At 63.7% G+C, this 2,985-nt stretch carries 1 protein-coding gene and 1 pseudogene; both read right to left on the bottom strand.

The window, feature by feature from the left end; all coding sequences use genetic code 11:
- A pseudogene (locus MOX02_RS29970) lies at window positions 1-979 on the bottom strand (IS630 family transposase); the annotation flags it as partial.
- A 253-nt stretch (window positions 980-1,232) separates the two neighbouring features.
- Window positions 1,233-1,718, bottom strand: coding sequence for a hypothetical protein (locus MOX02_RS29965; RefSeq protein WP_147029405.1), 486 nt, complete (start codon window positions 1,716-1,718; stop codon window positions 1,233-1,235).
- Window positions 1,719-2,985 lie beyond the last annotated feature (1,267 nt).

Raw genomic sequence — 2,985 nt, 5'->3', positions numbered from 1 at the left:
GCAGCAATGATCGAGGATGGCCTCGTATGACGCAAAGATCCGGTTGCCGAGCCAGTTCTCGCGGATGAACTGCCAGAGGTTCTCGACCGGGTTCAACTCGGGTGATCGCGCCGGCAGCGGCAGCAGCGTGATGTTGGCCGGGACGATGAGCTTGTTGGTCATGTGCCAGCCGGCCTGATCGAGCAGCAGCACAGCGTGCGCACCGGCGGTGACGGCCCTGGCGATCTCGGCCAGGTGCAGGTTCATCGCCTCGGTGGTGCAGCGGGGCATGACGAGCCCGGCTCCCGTGCCACGAGCCGGGCAGATCGCGCCGAAGATGTAGGCGGAGGCGGTGCGCTGGTCCTTTGAGGCTGCAGGCCGTGTGCCGCGGCGGGCCCACCGACGTGTGATGGAGTTCTTCTGACCGACCCGGGCCTCGTCGGCGAACCAGACCTCTATCGGCTTGCCGCCGACAGCCTGCGCGACCTCCGCCAAGCGAGCGGGGAAGGCTTTTCAAAAGCCGGGATGGCGTCCTGATCCTGAGCATGATGGCGCGGACGAGCCGAGAGCTTGGCGTAGCCCAGGCCCCGCAGAACCCGGCTCAAGGTCTGCTCGGAGACCGAGACGCCGTGCTCCTCCACCAGGATCTGAGCGAGATCGACCACCGCCAGCGCACCAGCCCGTGCGCAGCCGGCGTGGGTCCCGCCTCAACCAAGGTCCGCAGCGCCTCACGCTGCTCAGCGTTCAGGCGCGGGCGGGCACCGGGAGCCTTGCCGCCGATCAGCCCATCCGGCCCGTCGGCGTTGAAGGCCAGAACCCAGTCCCGCACCATCTGCAGGCCAACCCCACCGAGAGCCGCCGCCTCGGAGCGCGAGCCGCCAGCATAGATCGCTGACAGCGCCAGCAGGCGACGGGTCTGGTCCGGGTCGCGCGAGCTCTTGGCCAGAGCTCGCAAGGCCTCGGCATCGAAGTCTGGCCGCAGCGGCACAGGAGCGGCCATCCCATCCTCCTCAGGCTACAAACCCGAGAAATGAATCACGATCCGTTCTGCACCGCTACCCAGCGTGAGTCCTGCTCAACGAGGCTTAATATTAGATTATCCCGAGACCAATCATTCACAAGACGGGAGCAAGGAGATTAACAAGCGCCTTCCTCGCAATGCAAGCCATTGCGCCGTCACACGTCCTCAGCAACTCGAAACCCCCCAAGAATTTTCGGCGTGCAAACGCCTAGCTACGTACAGAACATTGGAATCAGAAGTTCCGATCAGCCCGTCTGTTGTTCAAGCTACCGCCCTCGTAGAGGATGCGGGGCTGGCGATCGGCGAAGCTGATGCCGAGGTCGAACTTGGCAGATCCATGCTTCGCTGTACCATGGCGCGGATTGCTGACTTCAAAGTCAATGATGGAGCGAGCCGCACATTTCTGGGCAGGCACGTTGCAGCTGATCTGCATTGTGCCCGGCCGATGGACGTACCGCCGTGAAGGCCATTGCTGGATCGCTCTGCGCTTCTCAGCCATCAGCTGCTCTTGGCTATAACGCTGCCCGTAGAAGGTAACGGTTGGGCCGTACATGTACGGCACCCCAGCAACAGGGCTGACGTTGCTCGACGACCAGATCTGAAGATACCGCTCCGCGATGAACGCAGTGCGCCGTTTCATCTCAGTGAGCCCAAGCGCCTGAGCCGAGGTTGCAGCTGTCATGAGCGCGACCGGTAGCAGGAGGAAGGGCAGCTTCATTCAACGCGCTCCTCACGTACATCAGCAGGCCACCGGGCGAGCACAGGCCTGCCTTCAGCTCAGCCGGGCTGTCTCGATCTCTAGGCGCGCCCTCAGGGCTCCATGAGCCATCGCATCACCCCGCCGGCATCTGCCGATGTGATCCGCCGGCTGGGCTCTCGCGCTGCGCGTTCCGTAACTCGGCGACGCAATCCAGCGCTCGAATCAAGTGCGTCATCGTCAAGCTGTGCATCTGCATAAGCAGAAATCGGCGGAGTCACGATGCGACGCGCACGCTTGGAAGCTGCGATGCTCTCGCGTCGGCTCTCGGTTGCGCCGACGCCACGCACGCTCGACGCCGCTCGATCGAAACCGCGCTCAACTGTGGCCGGCACCTGCGATCGGGCGATCGTGTCTCGTGCAACATTGGTTCGCGAACCTCCGGCCACTCCACTGACCTCCGTCTTCCCTGCCTGCCCCAGCACCGCCCGGTCTGCCCGCTTCCGATCGGCCTTCAGCATCTCAGCCTGAGACTGGTCAGCCCGCGCTACATCCCTCTTCGCCGGCTCCGATCGAGTCGCGACTGCCCCACCTCGGTCAGGTCTGACCGCCTGCCGAGCTATATCCGTCTTTCCTGCGTCGATTCGATCCGGGCGTGCCTGATCATCGTTCGATGCTGCGGCTTCAGCCTTCGTGGAATGTTCAGCCGGTCGCTGTTCCTGCGCTCCGTCCACGTGGAAGGTGAGCGTCGAACGCGGCTCCTGACGGCTCGGTGAAGATGCGCCTTCTGGCTTCACCGGATCGGCCCAGGGCTGATTGGCAGGTGGTGACGAGGCAACTCTCGACGCTGGTTGGGCTGGTGGTGCGCTGGGATCACCGCCGGTGTTCAAGCTGACGAAGGCAACAGTCGCTAAAACACCGCCAGCGAACGCAGCCCCCACCGCAAAGAGAGTCGTAGCAGGGGAGCCCATCTGCGCTCTTTCACGACGTTTGGATTTGATCCCAAGAAACCTTGGGGCGCAGCATCGGTTCCGTAGATCACCGCCAACAGGCTTTTACCTTCATCGGCAAGCTGCTGCCTTCGGGCTGGTTGTCACCCGTGAGAGCGTCGAGGGCTGCGCGTAAGCTCGCTGCCTCGAATTCCTGTCTCCGGGCAGAGGCCTGTGGCCGCCAGCAACGGATGCTCAGGGAACAAGCCTAACACCACGCGTCACGCGAACTGGCCGATCGGAGCGCCAGAATCAGGTCGCGCGGTCTCGCGTCAGATCCGGAGCAGGGTCATCCTTAG

It is taken from the genome of Methylobacterium oxalidis (genome assembly GCF_007992195.1).
GTDB lineage: Bacteria > Pseudomonadota > Alphaproteobacteria > Rhizobiales > Beijerinckiaceae > Methylobacterium > Methylobacterium oxalidis.
This window is presented reverse-complemented; position numbering and strand designations above follow the sequence as displayed.

Coding starts and splice junctions, on each gene's coding strand:
- MOX02_RS29965 (WP_147029405.1), bottom strand. CDS start 1,718: ATGAAGCTGCCCTTCCTCCTGCTACCGGTCGCGCTCATGACAGCTGCA.